The following is a 15,942-nucleotide window of genomic DNA, read 5'->3' as shown; positions in this document are numbered from 1 at the left end:
TCCTCAATCGCCGGAGGGGCTGGAGGGCGGGGCTCAGCCCCAGGGCCCTGCTCCTCAATCGCCGGAGGGGCTGGACGGCGGGGTTCCGTGCCAGGGTCCGGGGTCCAGGGGTGGAGCCCCTGGTAGCGGGAAGGGGCGGGGAGGGGGAAGCAACGCCGTCCGACCCGCCGCGTCGTCCGCCGGGCGCGAGCCCGTACGACGGGAGGAGGCCGGGGCCCCGCGGCCCCGGCCTCCCGTGTCGGAGCGGGCTCGGCGTCAGAAGAGCCGGAGCTTGTCGTCCTCGATGCCCCGGAGCGCGTCGTAGTCCAGCACCACACAGCCGATGCCCCGGTCCGTGGCGAGGACGCGGGCCTGCGGCTTGATCTCCTGGGCGGCGAAGATGCCCTTCACCGGGGCGAGGTGCGGGTCCCGGTTGAGGAGCTCGAGATAGCGGGTGAGCTGCTCGACACCGTCGATCTCACCACGGCGTTTGAGCTCCACGGCGACCGTCGCCCCGTCCGCGTCGCGGCAGAGAATGTCCACGGGACCGATGGCGGTGGGGTATTCACGCCGAATAAGCGTCCAGCCATCGCCAAGTGTCTCGATACGATCGGCGAGCAGCTCCTGCAGATGGGCCTCGACACCGTCCTTGATCAGGCCGGGGTCGACGCCGAGTTCGTGCGAGGAGTCATGGAGGACCTCCTCCATGGTGATGATGAGCTTCTCGCCCGCCTTGTTCACGACCGTCCACACATCGTCGTCGCCTTCCTTCAGCGTGCACGGCGGAGACATCCAGTTGAGGGGTTTGTAGGCCCTGTCGTCCGCGTGGATGGACACACTGCCGTCGGCCTTGACCAGGATCAGACGGGGTGCCGAGGGGAGGTGGGCGGTGAGGCGGCCGGCGTAGTCCACCGAGCACCGGGCGATGACGAGACGCATGGTCGGCAACGCTACTCGACCACCACCGCCGCACGCGATTCGTCCGCCGATGGACCCCTTCGGCGATGGCTGGTTGTGTGCCCATTCTCCTGGTGCGGGCGCAGTGGCCGAATTACCGTTGAAGCGGGCGGTCGTCGGACGGGTACGCTGCGTCGCCGTCCGCCCTTCCCATCCCTGAGACCCCGCTCGCGGGGTCGCGAGAGGAGAACCCATGTCGCTCGACGTCTCACCGGTCCTGCTCGAACAGGCCGAGCGAGGCGAGGTTGACGAAGCGGCCTTCGTCGACTGCGTCCGGAACTCCCTACCGTACGCATGGGAGATGATCAGCTCGCTGGTGGCCCAGCTGAAGGTGGACGGCGGGGAGTTCGCCGACAACCAGACGCCGCCGCCCGATGAGCAGGCACGCGGTCAACTGCTCCGCGCACTCGCCAGTGACGCGATACGCGGCGCGCTGCAGCGCCACTTCGGGGTGCGGCTGGCCTTCCAGAACTGTCACCGGGTGGCGGTCTTCCCGATGGACGCATCGGCCGACGAGCGCCTCGCCCGCTTCACCTCGGTCCGGGGGCAGCTGCTCAACCAGTCACCCGAACTCCGCGACTGCTGACGGGACGTACGCTGCCGCTCCACCAGGGGGAGGTGTATCAGCGCAGGAGCGGCAGCACCTCACCACCGAGCCGCCGTACGTTCTCCTCCGTGGCCGCCAGATCGCCCGACCCCTCGACCAGCAGCGCGAACCGGTGGATCCCGGTGCGCTCCGCGGTCGCCGCCAGCCGGTCGGCGCACAGCCGCGGCGAGCCCACCGGATGCAGCTCGCACAGCAGCTCCGCATAGGCCACCGGGTCGCGCATCCGGCGCTCCCGGCCGTCGACCGTCACATGCGCCTCGAGACCCTGCCGCAGCCAGCCGGGCATCGCCTTGGTCAGGATCTCGGCCGCCGCGGGGCGGGTGTCCGCGATCTGCACCACCCCGGCCGAGACATGGCGGGCCGCCACCGCCTCGACGTGCTCCGGTGAACGGCCCGCCGCCAGGGCGGACTTCCGCCACAGGCCGACCACCTCGGCCTTCTCCTCGTCCCCGCAGTGCATCCCGAGCAGCATGGGCAGCCCGCGCTCGGCGGCCAGCCGCACACTGCTGGGCGAGGTGCAGGCGACGACCACCGGCGGGGCACCCACCACCGGCCCGGCGAGCGCGTCGTCGGGGCGCGGCACCACCGCCACCTCGCGGAAGGCGAACCGCTCGCCGTCGGCCCCCACCCGGGGCTCGCGCAGCCAGCGCAGCAGCAGATCGAGCGATTCGGGGAAGCCCCGCTCGTACGCCCGCAGGCCCGAGCCGAAGACCTCGAGGTCCACCCAGGGACCGCCACGGCCGACACCCAGCGTGAACCGGCCACCGGAGAGGAGATGGAGCAGTGCCGCCTGCTCACCCAGCGCGACGGGATGCGCGGTCGGCAGTACGCTCACCGCGGTACCGACGCCGATCCGGCGGGTACGTCCGAGCAGCAGCGCGGCGAGGGTGACCGCGGACGGGCAGACGCCATAGGGAACGAAGTGGTGCTCGGCGACCCAGACCGCGTCCAGCCCGGTCTCCTCGGAGAGTTCGGCCGACCGCACCGCCCGGTGCAGCGCCTCCTCCTGTCCCTGGCCTGGGAATTGAGCGGCCAGGATGAAAGCCCCCACATCCATTGTGAAACTGCCTCCTTGTCGCGGCTGAAGTGCCGGCGCGGGCATCCCCCCTCATAGGCATTAACGCCTGACACGTGCCAAGGGCACGGCCAGGCATGAAGTTTTCATGATGATCAGAGGACAGGTGTGGATGACGGCTTTCCCGGAGGGTGACCGTAGCGCGTACGCTGGTCACAGCCCGTTAGCTCCCAGCTCTGCCGAGGTGCCCCGTGTCTCCACGCCGAAACCGCCCGCGAGGCGGCGAAACGCCCGTCGGCCACGAGAGTACGAGCCGCTATGGCCTCGACCGCATGGAGACCTGGCAGGGGGAGGAGTGGGTGGTCCGGCAGGTCGGCGGCGGGGCGGCCGCCAAGCACTACCGCTGCCCGGGCTGCGACCAGGAGATTCCGCCGGGGGTGGCGCATGTGGTCGCCTGGCAGCAGCACATGGGCGCGGACGACCGGCGCCACTGGCACAAGGCGTGCTGGAACGCGCGGGACCGCCGGAGCGCGAAGCTCCAGCGGTCCCGTAACGCGCCGCGACACTGACCCGGGCGCGGTCTTGCCCGGCTCGGGTCCCGTAAGCCCTACACGTCGCGCTTCTCCAGCAGCACATAGGCGGCGATCATCGCCCCCGCCGTGACTCCGGCCAGCGCCCACAGCTGGGGCCAGCCGCTGTTCAGGCTCTCGTCGAGCCGGAAGAGGGCGGCCAGCGACTGGGGCGAGGAGTACTCCTGCATCTTCTCCCCCAGATCGCGGAGGCTGTCCGACATCATCAGGAACGCGGGGAGGATGGCCGGGAGCAGTACCACACCGAGCATCGTGGTGATGGCGCCCGCGGAGTGCCGCAGCATGGAGCCGACGGCCAGCGAGAGCAGCCCCAGCAGCGACACATAGAGCCCGGCGCCGACCGTCGCCCCGAGGAACTGGTCACTCGTCGGCTCCTGGACGCCCGCACCGCCGTGCATCCCGGTGCTGGCGAGGGCCACCAGCACGAGCGCGATGGTCGTGGTGGTGAAGGAGAGGGTGAAGAACACCAGCGCCTTGGCGGTGAGCACCCGGGAGCGCTGCGGGGAGGCGGTGAGGGTGGTCCGGATCATCCCGGTGCCGTACTCGGAGGTGACCACGAGCACCCCGAGGGTGACGATGCACAGCTGGCCGAGCAGGGTGCCGAAGAACCCGGGGAGAGTGGTGGGGACGGTCTCGTAGTCGCTGTCGCTGGTGCTCGCCGACACCAGCAGTCCGATCCCGGCCACCAGTGCGACCATCACGCCCAGCGTCCAGATCGTGGAGCGCACCGACTTGATCTTGGTCCACTCGGAGGCGAGCGCATTGCCGAGGTGGGTCTGGCGGACCGGGATCGGCGAGGTGTACGGGCCGACACCGGCGTACGGCTGCGACGGAGGCCCGGAGGGCACCGGCTGGTGCGGGGCCGCCTGCGGCGGCATCTGCGGAGGGCCTTGCGGCGGCATCTGCGGAGGACCCTGCGGGGGGACGGGCGCCTGGTACTGCTGCTGGTACGGGGTCGTCATCGGGCGTCCTCGGTGTTGCTCTTGGTCAGATCGGCGGGGGCGGACGGCGCCGCGGGCGGCTGAGCCGGGGGAGCGGTGGGCGGCATCGCGGGGGCGGCGGGAGCTGCGGACGGGGCCGCCGGTGCGGTGGGCATGGGGGCGCCCGGGGTGTGCGGGGCGCCCTGCTGCGGCGGGGCCGGGGGTTCGGCGTAGCCCGGCAGTACGGTCCCCGGCGTAAAGCCCGTCTGCTGTGCCGGAGCGCCCGGCGCATGGCCGTACGGCCCGCCCTGCGGCACCGCGCCCGGCATCTGCTGCTGCAGGGCGGCGCGCTCGTCGATGGTCGAGCGGTAGTCCACCGCGCCCTGCGTCATCCGCATGTACGCCTCTTCCAGCGACGCCTGGTGCGGGGAGAGCTCCCACAGCCGTACGTCCGCCCCATGCGCCAGATCGCTGATGCGCGGCAGCGGCAGCCCGGTCACCCGCAGCGCGCCGTCCTGCTCCGGCAGCACCTGGCCGCCCGCCTCGCTCAGCGCGGCGGTCAGCTTCTCGCGCTGCCCCGGGTCGCCTTCGGGGGTGCGGACGCGAGCGAAGTCCGCCGAGTTGTAGGAGATGAAGTCCCTGACGCTCATATCGGCGAGCAGCTGCCCGCGCCCGATCACGATCAGCTGATCGGCGGTGAGCGCCATCTCACTCATCAGATGGCTGGAGACGAAGACGGTGCGGCCCTCGGAGGCCAGCTGCTTCATGAAGTTGCGGACCCAGAGGATGCCCTCGGGGTCCAGGCCGTTGACCGGCTCGTCGAAGAGCAGCACCTGCGGGTCGCCGAGGAGGGCGGCCGCGATGCCCAGCCGCTGGCCCATACCGAGCGAGAAGCCCTTGGAGCGCTTGCGCGCCACGTTCTGGAGCCCCACCACGCCCAGCACCTCGTCCACCCGGCGGGCCGGGATGCCGGACAGCTGGGCCAGGCAGAGCAGGTGCTGGCGGGCGCTGCGGCCGCCGTGCACCGCCTTGGCGTCGAGCAGCGCGCCCACCTGGCGGGGGGCGTTGGGGAGTTTGCGGAATGGGTAGCCGCCGACCGTGACATGGCCGGCGGTGGGCTCGTCGAGGCCCAGGATCATCCGCATGGTGGTGGACTTGCCCGACCCGTTGGGTCCGAGAAAGCCGGTGACGGCACCGGGCCTCACCTGGAAGGACAGGTTGTACACGGCCGTCTTGGCGCCATAGCGCTTCGTCAGACCGACTGCCTCGATCATTCTCCGCCCCTCATGAGCATGGGTCGGGCGTGCTCGCCCCCGATGAGGCTTAGGAGCCTAACGGCGCGCGGACGGTTCCCGTTACTCGGGAGATGAGAGCGCATCGTAACTCTTTGGGCCGCCGGGCCCTCCGGGGTCGCTGGGGCCGCCGGGCCCTCCGGGGCCGCCGGGTCGCTCGTCCTCCGGGCAGCGGAGCAGATCGGGCTGCGGCAGCGCCCAGCCCTCCTCCTGGAAGATCCGGGTGCCGGTTCTGCGTACGGCCGGGTCGCCGCCCGCGCGGGTGACCCAGGCGCGGGGGTCCGGGCCGAGGAGTGCGCGCAGCCGCGGTGAGCCCGCGAGCAGGCGGGCGAGCAGGGCGCTCTGGTCGCCGCCGCCGGGGAGGGGGCGCTCGGTGCCGTCCGGGGACATCAGCACTCCGCGCTCGCCGACGTAGAGGTACGCGCCGCCGAGCCGCTCGCCGGACGGCATGACCATCGGGTACTGGCTGCCGGGCAGCAGGACACGGCGGTAGTTGGGGTACTCGGTGGCATCCACGGCCGCCAGCTGCTCGGTGTCCAGCCAGCCGATGACGAGCGGGGTGCGGGCGGCCGGTGCCGTGTACGGGGCGGAGGCCACGTAGCCGTACCGGCCGATGTGGGCCGAGCAGCCGACCGCGATGCCGTGTACGTCGACCGGGACCATGGGGACGGTGGCCGGGTGGCCGGGGCGGGACAGCTTGTGGTGGAGCTGGGCGGGGGAGGCGTTGGAGCCGACCGCGATGACGGGGTGGCGGTGGGAGGTTGGGGGGTGGCCCAGCTGGGTGAGGACGGCGTCCAGTGGCTCTTCGTGCGCTTCGCTGCTGTCGGGGCGTGGGTTGACCGTCCAGGTGCCGAGGCGGTGGCCCGGGGTGGGGGTGAGGTCCCAGAGTTCGCCGGTGGTGAGGAGGGTGGGGTGGGTGATGGGGCGGCCGGGGTAGGTGAGGGGTTGTTGGGCGGGGACGTCGGCGAAGCCGAGGGTTTTCAGGGTGCGGTCGGTCACGGGGGGTTGCCTCCCCCACCCCGCCCCTCCTCGAAACCGGGCCCCGCCCGGCCCGCCGGGGGCTCCGCAATCGTCGGTGCGGGTTGGGTTTGTCGGTGCCCCCGCTCCGGCGCGTGGGGGGGCTCCGCCCCCGGACCCCCGCTCCTCAATCGCCGGAGGGGCTGGGTTGTTCTCCAGGAGGGGCTGGATTGTTCCTCAACGCGGCTCAAGGCCCGAGGGCTGGGGTTTGGGGCCCGCCCCGGGCGCGGCTTCATGCGGCGGGGGCCGGGATCCGCTCGCGTCGGGGCGCGGCCGCAATGCCGTGGCCGGCCTGGCCGGGAAGGCGATCGTTGCCCATAACATGCGCGTGCCCCGCGCCGCTTGGGCGGCGCGGGGCATCGGGCGCTCCGGTGTGACCGAGGGTCACCGGGACTGCTGGGCCGGGACGCCGCGGGTGGCCGCCTCGTCCTCGCCCGGGGCACCGGCCGCGGCCACCGCCGCGCCGGTCAGCGTGGCCAGCATCTCGCGGACGTTGGTCAGCTGGGCGTTGATGCTGTCGCGGCGGTTGGTGAGGGCCGCGAGCTCGCGCTCGGATTCGCTGCGGATGCGGTCCGCCTTGGCGTTGGCGTCGGCCACGATGTCCTCGGCCTGGCGCTGTGCGGTCTCCACCGTCTGGCGGGCGCGGCGCTCGGCGTCGGTGCGCAGCTTCTCGGCCTCCAGGCGCAGCTGCTCGGCGCGGTGCTCGATCTCCGCGAGCCGCTTCTCGGCCTTGGCCTGACGCGAGGCCAGGTCGCGCTCGGACTGCTCGCGGCGCTTGGCGAGGTTGGTCTCGAAGTCGGCTGCGGCCTGCGCGGCCTTGGCGCGGGTCTCCTCGAAGAGGGAGTCCGCCTCCTCGCGCTTGGACTGGGCGTCCTTCTGCGCCTCCTGGCGCAGCGTGGCCGCCTCGCCCTTCGCCTTCTCGACGATCCGCGCGCCCTCGTCCTCGGCCTTGGACTTGCGGTCGGCGGCGAACGACTCGGCGTCGTTGCGGACCTGCTGGGCGGCCGACTCGGCCAGCTCACGGTGCTGTTCGGCGGCGCGCCGAGCCTCCTCGCGCAGATCCTTCGCCTCTTCCTCGGCGAGACGGAGGATCTTCTCGACCCGGGCGCCGAGCCCCGCGTAGGACGGCTCCGAATCGTTGATCTGGGCCTGAGCGTTCTGCGTCTCGAGGTGCAGCTCCTCGATGCGCTTTTCCAGAGAGGTGATACGGGCCAGTGCACTGTCACGATCGGCGACGAGCTTGGAAATGCGGTCGTCCACCTGACCGCGGTCGTACCCACGCCGCACGAGCTCGAAGCCGAAGGGGGAGGAAGTGTCGCTCATGGGGTTCCTGTCGAAAGAGACCGGTGAGGTGATAGAGGGAATCCTAGGGGGCCGAACGGCGTGTCATCGAGTCAACGTCTGTTTGATCTGCTGAATCTCCAGCCTTTTGAGTGGCAGTAAGACGGAGACCTCGTCACTCGTCGGGATGATACGGACATGCCGTGATGGACGCAGCCTGACGCGAGACTTACGCGAAACCGACGCGAGACTTAAGCGAAACCTCGATAGGCACAGCTGAGACTCGTCCCCCCGGATACGGTTACCCCTCCGACCGCTTTCCACTCCTCGTCGCACCCGCACCCGCCGCTGTCTTGACTTGGCCGTTCTCCTTGCCGCCCGCGCCACCCGACGCGGGGGTCTCGAAGGATTCCAACGCCTCGAGGACGTCCTGGACACGGGAGATCTCCGCGTTGATGTCCTCGCGGCGGCGCTTGAGCAATTCCAGTTCGCGCTTGCCCTCGTCCACGATCTGCTGTGCCTCGTCCGTGGCCTGGGTCCGGAGCCGGTCCGCCTCCCGTTCGGCCTCGGTCTTCTTCTGCTCGGCCTCCTTCAGCAGACCCTCGGCCTTCTTCACCGCCGCGATCCGCACCCGGCTCGCTTCGCTCTCCGCCTCCGCGACCAGCGACTTGGCCTTCTCCTCGGCCTTCATCAGCTGCGCGGTGGCCGCCGCGACCAGCTTGTCGACCCGCTCGCCGGTGGCCTTCATCTGCTCCGCGGACTCCCGGCGGGCCCGCTCGTGCAACTCCTCGACCTCGGCCTCGGTACGGGTGCGCAGCTCCTCGGCGCGCTCCCGGATGGCCGTGGCGTCGCCCCGGGCCTCGCCCAGCATGGTGTCGGAGTCCGTACGGGCCTTCTCCACCATGGCGTTGGACTCGGCCGTGGCCTCGGAGACCAGCCGCTCCGCCTCATGGCGGGCCACGCCCACCATGGTGTCCGCCTGCTCCTCGGCCGCGGTCGCCGCGCGCAGCGCGGCCTCCTGCGCCTCGGAGGTGAGCCGCTCGGCCTCCGCCGAGGACTCGGTGATCAGCCGGTCGGCCTGCTCGGCGGCGTCCGAACGCCGCTTGTTGGCGTCCTCGCGCGCCCGGTCGACCAGCCGGTCCGCCTCGGCCTGCGCCTCGTTGCGGATCCGCTCCGCCTCGGCCGCCGCCTCGGTCGCGACCCGCTCGGCCTCGGCGCGGGTGCGCGCCGCGTGCTGCTGCGCCGAACCGACGGTCTCCGCGGCCTCGCCGCGCAGCCGCTCCGCCTCGCCGCTCGCCTCCGCGTGCAGCCGGTCGGCCTCGTTCCGGGCCTCGGCGACCAGGCGGTCCGCCTGCTCGGCCGCCTCCGAGCGGATGCTGTTGGCGTCTCCGCGGGCCTGGGCCCGGGTGCGGGCCGCGTCCTGCTCCGCGGTCGCCCGCGCGTCGGACGCCTCCGTACGCAGCGCCTGTGCCCGTGTGGTGGCCTCCGAGACCAGCCGCTGGGCCTCCTCGGTGGCGCCGCTGATGAGCGTATCGGCCTGCTCGGCGGCCTCGGCACGGGACTTGTTGGCCGAGCGGCGCGCCTCGTCGAGCGTCTCGTTGGCCTCGGCGCGCAGCCGTTCGGCCTCGTGGCCGGCCTCGGTGACCAGCCGGTCCGCCTGCTCGGCGGCATCGGCGCGGCGCCTGTTCGCCTCCTCGCGGGCCTGCTCGGTCAGCCGCTCCGACTCGGCGATCGCCTCCGCGACCGTGCGCTCCGCGAGCGACTTGGCGGCGTCGGACTCCTCCGTGGCCTCCCGCCGCACCCGGGTGGCGTCCTGCGAGGCGCGCTCCCGCTCCGCGTAGGCGTCCGCGCGGACCCGGTCGGCCTCGGCCTGCGCCTCGTCGCGGACCCGTTCCGCGGCGTGCTCCGCGGCGCTGCGCAGCGCGGTGATCTCCTGATCGGCCTGCTCGTGCAGCCCGGCGACCGAGTCCCGCACCTGCTGGGCGGTCTGCTCGGCGGTGGCGACCAGGTCGGCCGAGCGCCGCTCCGCCTCCTCGACCAGCCGCTGCGCCTCGGCCTGCGCCTCGGAGACCCGGTTCCGGGCGGCCGCCAGCAGCTCCTCGCTCTGCTCCCGCGCCGCCGTACGCTCCGCCTGCGCCTCCTCGCGGGCGTCGGCGAGCAGTTCCTCGGCCTCGCGGCGGCGGCGGGCCGCCTCCTCCTGGGCGGCGGCCAGGGCCTCCGCGGCCTCGGTGCCGATCCGCTCGGCGGCGCTCGCCGCCTCCGCGCGCACCCGGTCGGCCGTCTCCTGGGCCTCCGAGCGCAGCCGCTCGGCCTCGGCGGCGGCCTCGCCGCGCAGCCGTACGGCCACCGACTCGCCCTCGGCGCGCGCGTTCGACGCGTCCGCGGCGGCCTCGTCGCGCAGCCGGGCGGCCTCGTCCTCCGCCTGCTGGCGCAGCGCGTTCAGCCGTTCGGCGGACTCGGTCCGCTGCCGCTCGATCTCCTCGCCGGTCTCCTTGCGCAGCCGCTCCGCCTCTTCGCGGGCGTCCCGCAGCGCCTGGTCGGCGGAGGAGAGCCGCTGCTCGGCCTCCTGGTGCAGCCGGTTGAGCTCGCCCTCGGCCTCGGCGCGGCGGTCCTCGGCGGCCCGCTCGGCCTCCTCGCGCAGCTCCTCGGCGGCGGTGGCCGCCTCCGACTTGACCCGCTCGGCCTGCTCCTCGGCCGAGGTCACCAGCTCCTCGGCCTCGCCACGCGCCCGCTTCAGCAGCTCATCGGCCTGCCTGCGCAGCGCGTTGGCCCGCTCGATGGCCTCGGTGCGCACCCGCTCGCTCTCGGCGGTGGCGCCGGAGCGGGTCTCCTCCGCGTCGGCCTTGGCCTTGGTCAGCAGGTCCTCGGCGGTACTGGCCGCCTCCTCGATCTGCTGGACGGCCTCCCGGCGCGCCTCGGCGCGGACCCGCTCGCCCTCGGCGGCGGCCTCCGACTTCAGCTGCTCGGCCTCGCCGCGCAGCCGACGGGCCTCCTCCTGCAGCTCGACCGTCTTGGCGCGGTACTCCTTGGTGTCGTCCTTGGCCGTGCCCTTGAGCTGCTCGGCGGTGTCGTGCGCCTCGGACCGCAGCCGGTCGGCCTCTTCCTCGGCCTCGCGCCGGATCCGCTCCGCCTCGTCGGTGGCCGCCTTGGTGGTGGACTGCGCCTTCTCCGAGGCGCGGGTCAGCACCTCCTCGGCGCTCCGGGCCGCCTTGGCCAGCTGGGCCGCGGAGTCCTCGGCGGCCCTGGCCCGGGCGTCGTCGCCCGCCTCGGCGACCATCCGCTCGGCCTCGGCGCGGGCGTCGTCCCGCAGCTGCTCGGCCTCGGCCCGCAGCCGCTCGGCCTCCTTGGTGGCCTCGCCGACCAGCCGGGCGACCTCCGCCTTGGCGGTACGGGTGCGCTGCTCGTTGTCCGACTCGGCGGCCGCGAGCCGCTTGGCCGACGCGTCCTTGGCCTCGGCGACCACCTTCTCGGCCTCGCTGCGCGCCTCCCGCAGCGCCTGCTCGGCCTCGTGCATCCGCTGCTCGGCGGCACGGGTCTGCTCGGCCGCGGCACGGCGGGCCTGGTCCGCCTCGCTGGCGGTGGAGGTGCGCAGCTGCTCGGCGTGGTCGGTGGCCTCCTGGGCCTGGGTGCCGGCGTTGGTCAGCAGCCGCTCGGCGTCGGTACGGGCCCGGCGCAGGATCGCCTCGGCCTCGGCGCGGGCGGCCTCCGCCTCCGACCCCAGCCGCTGGCGCGCCTGTTCGGTCATCCGCTGGGCCTCGGCGCGGGCCTCGGCCAGGGCCTGCTCGGCCTCCGTCCGGGACTCGTCCATCAGCCGGCGGGCCTGCGCCTCGGTACGGGCCCGCAGCTGTTCGGCCCAGGCCACGTTCTCGTTGACGTGGGACTCGACGGTGGCGCGGCGCTCGGCCAGCTCCTGGTCCAGCCGCTGGCGCCGGGCCACGGCCTCGGCGTGCAGCTCGGCCTCGAGCCGGGACTGCCGCTCGGCCTGCTCCTGGAGCAGCCGCTGGGTCTGGGCGCGGGTCTCGCGCAGCTCCCGCTCGGCGTTGGCGCGCAGCTGGTCCGCCTGGAGCTGCGCGTCCCGCAGCAACTGCTCTGCCTGGTAGCCCGCGTTGGCGCTGTCGTAGGCGGGGCGGGCCGCCAGATTACGGCGCGCCTCATGCAGCTTGGCGCGCAGCACCTCGACTTGGTAGCCGAGGTCGTCGGCGTGCTGGACGGCCTTCTCCCGCTCGGTCTTCAGCCGCTCCATCTCGGCCTCGAACTTCGAGAGCTGATCGTCAGGCTCGTAGCGGTCGTAGCCCCGCACTGCGCGGTCCCATCCGTCCCCTGGTCGCATTGGCGGCCGGCTCCGTAACCCTCCAGGCTCCCGTGGTCCCTTGCGGTGCCCGGGGGTCCCTCGACGGTTTCCCTTGCGGTACCGACCAGGCGAGGTGCGTGCCGGGTCGGACCGGAGCTGGCCCTTCCGAGAAATGGTGTCAGATCATCGGCGAAGCCCGGGCCGGACCCCGAACCCTCTCCGTTTCCGTACCCCGGCCGATGCAGCACTCTACCGGCCGGGGAAGGGGTAGGTCAGTGGTCCGCTTCAGTGATCCTCTTCGTCCTTGTGCGCGGCGGGGTTCGCGGCGGTGACGAGTTCGGTCAGCACACCGTGACAGTCCTTGGGGTGGAGGAAGGTGATCCGGGAGTCCATCGAGCCACGGCGGGGCTGTTCGTAGAGGACCCGGACGCCCTTGTCGCGGATGGCCTCGGAGTCGGTGTCGACGTCGGCGGTGCCGAAGGCGATGTGGTGGACGCCCTCACCGTTCTTGGCCATCCACTTGCCGACCGCGGAGTCCTCCCGGATCGGCTCGAGAAGCTGCAGGTAGGAGGCCCCGCCGTCGGAGGTCTCATTGATCTTGAGCATAGCCTCGCGGACGCCCTGCTCCTCGTTGATCTCGGAGTGGAACACCTCGAAGCCGTACGTGGCACGGTAGAACTCGACAGTCTTGTCGAGGTCGGAACAGGCGATCCCGATGTGGTCGATTCTCGTCAGCATGGGAACAGTGCACCGCCGTACGGTCGGTTACGCAACGTGCGCGCGATCACACCGATGGGCCGATGACCGCACGGGTACTCGTCAGTACATTGACGATAACCCTCGTTAACTTCCTTCTTCTCGTGAAGGGACGCACCAATGACCGGTACGACCTCTGTGATGGTGGCGGGCGCGCGCACGCCCATGGGACGGCTGCTCGGCAGTCTGCGCTCGTTCGAAGGAGCAGATCTGGGCGGGATCGCGATCAAGGCCGCGCTGGAGCGCGCCGGGGTCGGCGCCGAGCAGGTGCAGTACGTGATCATGGGGCAGGTGCTCCAGGCGGGCACCGGGCAGATCCCCGCCCGTCAGGCGGCGGTCAAGGCCGGTATCCCGATGAGCGTGCCCGCCCTCACGATCAACAAGGTCTGTCTCTCCGGGCTGGACGCGATCGCCCTGGCCGACCAGCTGATCCGCGCCGGTGAGTTCGACATCGTGGTCGCCGGCGGCCAGGAGTCCATGACCAACGCCCCCCATCTGCTGCCCAAGTCCCGTGAGGGGTACAAGTACGGCGCGGTCGAGATGCTCGACGCGATGGCGTACGACGGGCTGACGGACGCCTTCGAGCACATCGCCATGGGCGAGTCCACCGAGAAGCACAACACCCGGCTTGGCATCCAGCGCCCCGAGCAGGACGAGTTCGCGGCCCAGTCCCACCAGCGGGCCGCCGCCGCGCAGAAGAACGGCCTCTTCGACGCCGAGATCACCCCGGTGGAGATCCCGCAGCGCAAGGGCGAACCGGTGGTCTTCGACAAGGACGAGGGCATCCGCGGCGAGACCACCGCGGAGCTGCTGGCCCGGCTGAGGCCCGCGTTCACCAAGGACGGGACGATCACCGCGGGCACGTCGTCGCAGATCTCGGACGGTGCCGCCGCGGTCGTCGTGATGAGCAAGGCCAAGGCCGAGGAGCTCGGGCTGGAGTGGATCGCCGAGATCGGCGCCCACGGAAATGTGGCGGGACCCGACAACTCCCTCCAGTCGCAGCCGTCGAACGCGATCGCGCACGCCCTGGGCAAGGACGGGCTGACGGTGGACGACCTCGATCTCATCGAGATCAACGAGGCGTTCGCCGCGGTCGCCGTGCAGTCAATGAAGGACCTGGGCGTCTCCCCCGAAAAGGTGAATGTGAATGGGGGCGCGATCGCCCTCGGCCACCCCATCGGCATGTCCGGCGCGCGCATCGCGCTGCATCTGGCGCTGGAGCTGCGGCGGCGCGGCGGCGGCACCGGCGCGGCGGCGCTGTGCGGTGGCGGCGGGCAGGGCGACGCGCTGATCCTGCGGGTGCCGGCGGGGAAGTAGACCGTCCCCGCGTCCCCGCGCGGGGCGTCGGATTCCGCTGTGGTCAAGCGATTGTGATCAAGCGACTGTGATCGAGCGATTGTGGTCGAGCGATAAGGAGTACGGCACCCATGGCTGATGTGCCCACGCTGGTGGAGCAGGCACGGCAGGGGCGGCCGCGTGCGGTCGCCCGGCTGATCTCGCTGGTCGAGGGCGCCTCGCCGCGGCTGCGCGAAGTGATGGCCGCGCTCGCTCCGCTGGCCGGGGGCGCGTATGTGGTCGGGGTGACCGGCTCGCCGGGGGTCGGCAAGTCCACGTCGACCTCCGCGCTCGTCTCCGCCTACCGGCGGGCGGGCAAGCGGGTGGGCGTGCTCGCCGTGGACCCCTCCTCGCCGTTCTCCGGCGGGGCGCTCCTCGGCGACCGGGTACGGATGTCGGAGCACGCCTCCGACCCCGGCGTCTACATCCGCTCCATGGCCACCCGCGGCCACCTCGGCGGGCTCGCCTGGGCCGCCCCGCAGGCCATCCGGGTGCTGGACGCGGCCGGCTGCGATGTGATCCTGGTCGAGACGGTGGGCGTCGGCCAGTCCGAGGTCGAGATCGCCGCCCAGGCCGACACCAGCGTGCTGCTGCTCGCGCCGGGGATGGGCGACGGGATCCAGGCGGCCAAGGCCGGGATCCTGGAGATCGGCGACGTGTACGTGGTCAACAAGGCCGACCGGGAGGGCGCCGATGCCACGGCCCGCGAGCTCAACCACATGCTGGGGCTGGGCGAGTCGCGGTCGCCGGGCGACTGGCGGCCGCCGATCGTGAAGACCGTGGCGGCGCGCGGCGAGGGGATCGAGGAGGTCGTCGAGGCGCTGGAGAAGCACCGGGCGTGGATGGAGGAGCACGGTGTGCTCGCGGAGCGCCGGATGCGGCGGGCGGCGGGCGAGGTCGAGACGATCGCGGTGACGGCGCTGCGGGAGCGGATCGGCGATCTGCACGGCGATCGGCGGTTGGGGGCGCTCGCGGAGCGGGTCGTCGCGGGTGAGCTGGATCCGTACACGGCGGCGGACGAACTGGTGGCGGCGGTGACCGAGCAGGGCTAGCGCCGTGTGTTCGGGTGCGCCCCGAAGGGTGCGTTCCGGGTGCGCCGAAGGGTGCGTTGCGGGGGCGGGGCCGGGGCCTCCGGGGCGGGGCCCTGGACCGTATATTTACGGCGCCATTGACCGGGGACTTGCGTGGGCCGGAGATCGGCGCCACAAATACACGTAAGTGTCCAGGACCCCACCCCTCCGACCCCGTCCCCTCCTGCCTCGTCGGCGGCTCTCCCTAGTCGTCGTCGCCGTCGTCGTCGCCGTGGTCGTCGTCGGCCGGGGCCTGGGTGACCTTGCCGGACCGCGGGTCGACGAGCAGGTCGCGCTCCTTGTGGTTCTTGACGGTCTCGACCTCCCACACCGGGGTGTGGTCGCCGTCGAACTCCACGGAGGTCACCGTCCCGCGGGACGCGGCCTTCCGGGCCGCCTCGGTGGCCGAGACGGTCGCGTGCCGCAGGGCCTTGGCCTCGGCGGCGTCCTCGGGGTCGTTCTCGTCTTGGTCCACCCGCTGGTCGATCACCTTGCCGTTGGCGTCCAGCGTGACCTCGTGCCACCTGCCGTCCTTGCCCAGGACGTCCGCCTCCCAGCGGCCGTGGTCGCGGTCGATGGAGTCCAACGTGCCCGGGGCGGCCTTGAGCGCGGCACCGGCCGCCTGGGTCAGCGAGGCGCCGGTGGACGCGGCCGCCGGGGATGAGGGCTGCGTGCCCGCCACGGCGACGGCCGTACCGCCGCCGACCAGGGCAGCTGCGGCGACAGATGCGATGATGATGCGCTTCATGTGGGTTCCTCCCCATTCGTGTTCGGACGTCAACCACCCTGGCCGATCGATGCTGAAGCCCACCTGAAGCCGCCTGAAGAGATC

The 15,942-nt window shown here is 72.4% G+C and carries 13 protein-coding genes; 4 read left to right on the top strand and 9 right to left on the bottom strand.

What is annotated here, in order from left to right:
* Positions 1 to 255: 255 nt before the first annotated feature.
* Positions 256 to 918 carry an endonuclease NucS gene (nucS, locus tag LIV37_RS17160; protein WP_185057973.1) on the bottom strand — a complete coding sequence of 221 codons (663 nt, stop codon included), beginning with the start codon at positions 916 to 918 and terminating at the stop codon, positions 256 to 258.
* Positions 919 to 1,129: 211 nt separating this feature from the next.
* On the opposite strand from nucS, the gene LIV37_RS17155 reads away from it, so the two are divergent.
* The gene (locus LIV37_RS17155) at positions 1,130 to 1,522 is read left to right on the top strand and encodes an SCO5389 family protein (RefSeq protein WP_020868390.1); all 393 of its coding nucleotides are present in this window, start codon (positions 1,130 to 1,132) and stop codon (positions 1,520 to 1,522) included.
* A 37-nt stretch (positions 1,523 to 1,559) separates the two neighbouring features.
* On the opposite strand, the gene LIV37_RS17150 is transcribed toward LIV37_RS17155, so the two are convergent.
* Positions 1,560 to 2,600 (bottom strand): LLM class flavin-dependent oxidoreductase, encoded by a 1,041-nt coding sequence (locus LIV37_RS17150; RefSeq protein ID WP_020868389.1) that lies wholly within the window; start codon positions 2,598 to 2,600, stop codon positions 1,560 to 1,562.
* Between the two features lie 209 nt (positions 2,601 to 2,809).
* On the opposite strand from LIV37_RS17150, the gene LIV37_RS17145 reads away from it, so the two are divergent.
* Positions 2,810 to 3,127 (top strand): ATP/GTP-binding protein, encoded by a 318-nt coding sequence (locus LIV37_RS17145; protein ID WP_121824842.1) that lies wholly within the window; start codon positions 2,810 to 2,812, stop codon positions 3,125 to 3,127.
* A gap of 38 nt (positions 3,128 to 3,165) precedes the next feature.
* Here the strand turns inward: LIV37_RS17145 and LIV37_RS17140 are convergent, their stop codons facing one another.
* The 6 genes from LIV37_RS17140 to mce all read right to left on the bottom strand — a co-directional run bounded on the left by LIV37_RS17140 (position 3,166) and on the right by mce (position 12,687).
* Entirely contained in the window at positions 3,166 to 4,110 is a 945-nt protein-coding gene (locus LIV37_RS17140; protein ID WP_020868387.1) for an ABC transporter permease, read from the bottom strand.
* Entirely contained in the window at positions 4,107 to 5,342 is a 1,236-nt protein-coding gene (locus LIV37_RS17135; RefSeq protein ID WP_020868386.1) for an ABC transporter ATP-binding protein, read from the bottom strand. Before LIV37_RS17135 ends, LIV37_RS17140 begins: the two co-directional genes overlap by 4 nt.
* 81 nt (positions 5,343 to 5,423) lie before the next feature.
* On the bottom strand, positions 5,424 to 6,359 hold the full coding sequence (locus LIV37_RS17130; RefSeq protein WP_020868385.1) for a hypothetical protein: 936 nt from the start codon (positions 6,357 to 6,359) through the stop codon (positions 5,424 to 5,426).
* Positions 6,360 to 6,761: 402 nt separating this feature from the next.
* Positions 6,762 to 7,700, bottom strand: coding sequence for a coiled-coil domain-containing protein (locus tag LIV37_RS17125; protein WP_020868384.1), 939 nt, complete (start codon positions 7,698 to 7,700; stop codon positions 6,762 to 6,764).
* Between the two features lie 259 nt (positions 7,701 to 7,959).
* Positions 7,960 to 11,988 carry a polarized growth protein Scy gene (gene scy / locus LIV37_RS17120; RefSeq protein WP_214663020.1) on the bottom strand — a complete coding sequence of 1,343 codons (4,029 nt, stop codon included), beginning with the start codon at positions 11,986 to 11,988 and terminating at the stop codon, positions 7,960 to 7,962.
* A gap of 246 nt (positions 11,989 to 12,234) precedes the next feature.
* Entirely contained in the window at positions 12,235 to 12,687 is a 453-nt protein-coding gene (gene mce, locus LIV37_RS17115) for a methylmalonyl-CoA epimerase (protein WP_020868383.1), read from the bottom strand.
* Between the two features lie 156 nt (positions 12,688 to 12,843).
* Between mce and LIV37_RS17110 the strand changes: the two genes are divergently transcribed.
* Both LIV37_RS17110 and meaB read left to right on the top strand, forming a co-directional pair.
* The gene (locus LIV37_RS17110; RefSeq protein ID WP_121825405.1) at positions 12,844 to 14,022 is read left to right on the top strand and encodes an acetyl-CoA C-acetyltransferase; all 1,179 of its coding nucleotides are present in this window, start codon (positions 12,844 to 12,846) and stop codon (positions 14,020 to 14,022) included.
* A 110-nt stretch (positions 14,023 to 14,132) separates the two neighbouring features.
* Positions 14,133 to 15,092, top strand: coding sequence for a methylmalonyl Co-A mutase-associated GTPase MeaB (gene meaB, locus LIV37_RS17105; RefSeq protein ID WP_020868381.1), 960 nt, complete (start codon positions 14,133 to 14,135; stop codon positions 15,090 to 15,092).
* A gap of 223 nt (positions 15,093 to 15,315) precedes the next feature.
* On the opposite strand, the gene LIV37_RS17100 is transcribed toward meaB, so the two are convergent.
* Entirely contained in the window at positions 15,316 to 15,858 is a 543-nt protein-coding gene (locus LIV37_RS17100; RefSeq protein WP_020868380.1) for a PepSY domain-containing protein, read from the bottom strand.
* Positions 15,859 to 15,942 lie beyond the last annotated feature (84 nt).

It is taken from the genome of Streptomyces rapamycinicus NRRL 5491, assembly GCF_024298965.1.
In the GTDB taxonomy this organism is placed as follows: domain Bacteria; phylum Actinomycetota; class Actinomycetes; order Streptomycetales; family Streptomycetaceae; genus Streptomyces; species Streptomyces rapamycinicus.
The sequence above is the reverse complement of the archived record's forward strand: the minus strand, read 5'-3'. Positions and strand labels throughout refer to the sequence as shown.